Raw genomic sequence first — 3,375 nt, 5'->3', positions numbered from 1 at the left:
GTGAATTGTTTGTTCATGGGGGGTGACTTTTACTTGTTAAAAAAAAGGGTTAACGGTCAACGGTTAACGGTCAAACGGCGTTCTACGATTTCCTTTTGATTGCGAATTCTTAAATCCGCGAACCGTTAACCGTTGACCGTTTAACCTTTAACCTAATTCCTCCCCGCCGCCCACTTCACGGAATTCCGCAGAATGGTTTGGTAGGGGGCGATGGTGTGGGAGGCGGCGTCGTGACCGAGGGCGATGCCGACGACGCGGCCTTTGGGGTACTTGACGGTGAAAATGCTGGGGAACACGTCGGGCCCCGTGGTAGCTTTGGCCGTGGCGACTACGTCAATGGGCGTTCCGGTGGGGTCAGTTTTGTAGTAGTACAGTTCGTCGTCGAGGTGGAAAGTGGCGGGGACACCCTTCATGATGGGGCTATTTTTGTTGGTCACCGTCACGTCGAAGGGACCATATTTGTTGTGGCCACGCGAGCCACCGCCGACGAGTTTCTGGTTGTACTCGGGCCAATCCTTCCAGTTGTACCAGAGCGCGGGGTGCGCTAATACCAACCCATTGCCCGCATCCACGAATGCGAAAATCGCCTGGCGCGTGGCGGCGTCGTTGATGGGCTGGTTGTTGGTCAGGTACAATACATCGACGTCCGAGAGTTGGGACATGATCGTGGTCGGGTCGTCGGTGTACTCGACCGAGGCCAGTCCGTCGCGTTGCAATGTTTGGCTGTCTTCCTGCTTGTACCAGCGGTCGAAGTCGTGCGACGAACCGCCGCCGACCATGAGAACCTTGATCGGTTTTTTGCTCGATGAACTGCTGTTTTTCGAGCAGGCTACGCCAATAAGGATTAGGGCGGCCAGCGCCAGATACGATTTGAAATGAGTTTTTAGCATAATTGATTTTTGATTGTCAGATTAGTTATCGGTTTTTATCCACTACCGGAAACTCGGCGATGCGTAGCGTCGTGCAACCGTAGGGAATCAGCGTCAGGTCTTCCAGCGGGGTATCGAGTTGGTAGTGCGGATAGGTTGGGTAAGGTATCTTGGCTGTCGAGTTCCGGTATTTTTCCCAGAACGGGATGAGTCTTCCCTTGGCGGTGATCGTGACGGGGGCGTTTTGCAAGTTCCAGGGGTAGTCGGCCACGGTCGGGCTTACTTGCACCCGCATGGAGTCGGCCTTGGCGTATTTTATGGACAGGCCGTAGTTCCAGGGCGTCGTGGAGGTTATTTCGTGAAAACTATCCGGGTAGCGGTCGGTCTGGACTTCGCGCCATTTCTCCCCTACTTTGAGGGCAAAGACCAGCGGCCCGCGCTCGACGCCCAGCGAACGCTCGTACCACTGCGAGAAACGGATTTCCATGGGTAGTTGTAGTTCCACCACGTCGCCTGGTGACCAAAGGCGGTTAAGTACCATGATTTTCTCCCCGCCGTATTTCATTGCTTCCCCGTTTATCTTGACAACGGGTTTCTCACACCAACCAGGAATGCGGAGGTGCAGAGGAAACTTCACCTTTTTATCAGATTGATACATAAAGCGAATTTCGTCTTCAAAAGGGTAGTTGGTTTCTTCAGCGAAAGCAACTTCCTGGCCACCCGCTACTTTGGCTCTGACCTCGGATGCTCCGTACAGCAGGGCCGCCAAACCGTTATCGGCCGAAGCGTACCACATATTTTGCACAAACTTGGGGTAGCCCTGGTGCATATTGGCCAGACAGCAGGGATAGCCCGTCGTGGTGCCGAACACCTGCCGCGCCGTGTGGTCGTCGGCAAAATTCCGGGATTCGTCAGTCACCTCGATTTGATTGACCTGCTGGAAATATTGCTTGCGCAGGTAGGCGTCGTCGTGCTGGGTGGGCAGCACGTTGAAGGCGATTTTTTCCAGATAATCGGCGTAATAGACATCGCCGGTGATGGGCAGGACGCTCTCGAAGGAGTACATAAACTCCACCGCCGTACATAGTTCCGTTCCCTGCGTGGGGTCGTTGCCGTGCATGGCCTCGTCGGCCCCGAACATACCATTCACAAAACCATGCACATCGCGCAGGGCCGACAGCCCCTCCTTCACGGCGGCCAGGTACTTGGTTTCGGGATGTTGCTGGTAGTAAATAAGCGGCTCCTTGATGCCCTGCGCCACGTTGACGCAGTGCAGGTCGGGATACGGATTGACTTTGCGCAACGTGTTGTCCGACAGTACCCTGGTCCAGTCGAAGGTTTGCTTGTGAATCAGTTCAGCCAGGTCGAGGAGGTACTTTTCTTTGGTGATATTGTACAGCCAATACACGACCTGCAAGTTATCGCCCCCACGCTGCTCGGCCCAGAACGTCCACTTACCCAACGGATTATCGGGTAGTTGCTTTAACTGGTAGCGGAAATACTTGTCCATCAGCGTTATAATACGCTTGTCCTGCGTGGCGGTGTAGTATTGCTGCATCGCTTTGAGCATCACCATTTTGGGCCACCAGTCTTCGCTGTTTTCCTGCTGGGTACCGCGAATCCGCTTCATGGTTTTGGGGTCGTAAGGATAGGGGCCGAAGTAGCCGTCGGGCCGTTGATTCTTGATACTCCACTCAAGCCACGCCTGGGCTTTAGCTTTCAGTTTTTCGTCGTTCAGGATATAGGCTAAGGGTACCAGGCCATCAACCCAGTAAGGGCCGCGCTCCCAGGTATCGCCCGTGCCGCCGAGCCAGGCGTTGTTGGGGCCAGCCACCACGGCATAAATGCTGTCGAGGTGGCCCGTGAGCCCGTCGCGCTGGGTTTCCAGCATGGTACGGAGCCAACCTTTGGGCTGGATGGTGCCAAGAGGCAGGGCAGCATAGGGTTGCGCCAACAATGGGGTTTGGTTGGTAATGTAGTGGGTATTCCGCGGCTGCGCCGAAAGCGCGGCGGAGGTACCACATATAATTACAAGAAAGCCAACCAATTGCCTCATGAAAACCTTAAAAATATGTCAGTCTGAGCGGAGTCAAAGACAGTCTCGCTCGAGCTTCGAAAGAGGTCTTCGACTCCGCTCAGACTGACATTTAGCTGAAAACATCAATGTAATGTTCAAAAATGATTTCTATTAACTATCGTAAACGCTGTGTTACTTGCTAACCCGCAAAATCCCGTTCATTCCGCGCCAGTGGCCGGGAAAAGTACACACGAACGGATAGTCGCCCGGTACGCTGGGAACGGTAAATTCCAGCGTCACCGTCTCGCCAGGATTGACGAGCTTGGTGGCGTGCAGCACTTCCGGGACTTTTGGGACGTAAGCCATTTCGGCGGCTTTGGGATTGGACAACATATCATCGGCTGCTTTCCCTACTTTTTGCAAAGAACCTATTTTGATAATCAAAAGGTTGTGCTGCATCCCGTCGGGGTTTTCCAGATTGATGACCAC

At 54.0% G+C, this 3,375-nt stretch carries 3 protein-coding genes; all 3 read right to left on the bottom strand.

Translation table 11 applies throughout. The features are described from left to right. Positions 1–152 precede the first annotated feature (152 nt). Positions 153–890: a ThuA domain-containing protein gene (locus ACEW8P_RS13415; RefSeq protein ID WP_373513586.1), complete on the bottom strand. Its 738-nt coding sequence runs from the start codon at positions 888–890 to the stop codon at positions 153–155. Between the two features lie 25 nt (positions 891–915). Next, positions 916–2,925 (bottom strand): beta-L-arabinofuranosidase domain-containing protein, encoded by a 2,010-nt coding sequence (locus ACEW8P_RS13410; protein ID WP_373513585.1) that lies wholly within the window; start codon positions 2,923–2,925, stop codon positions 916–918. 153 nt (positions 2,926–3,078) lie between these two features. Further along, the coding region (locus tag ACEW8P_RS13405; protein WP_373513584.1) for a plastocyanin/azurin family copper-binding protein at positions 3,079–3,375 on the bottom strand (297 nt) is incomplete at its 5' end.

This window comes from Persicitalea sp. (genome assembly GCF_041751555.1).
Taxonomy (GTDB): domain Bacteria; phylum Bacteroidota; class Bacteroidia; order Cytophagales; family Spirosomataceae; genus Persicitalea.
This window is presented reverse-complemented; position numbering and strand designations above follow the sequence as displayed.

Bases quoted from the DNA above. Each gene is read 5' to 3' on its own strand.
- ACEW8P_RS13415 (WP_373513586.1), bottom strand. From the start codon at position 890: ATGCTAAAAACTCATTTCAAATCGTATCTGGCGCTGGCCGCCCTAATC.
- ACEW8P_RS13410 (WP_373513585.1), bottom strand. From the start codon at position 2,925: ATGAGGCAATTGGTTGGCTTTCTTGTAATTATATGTGGTACCTCCGCC.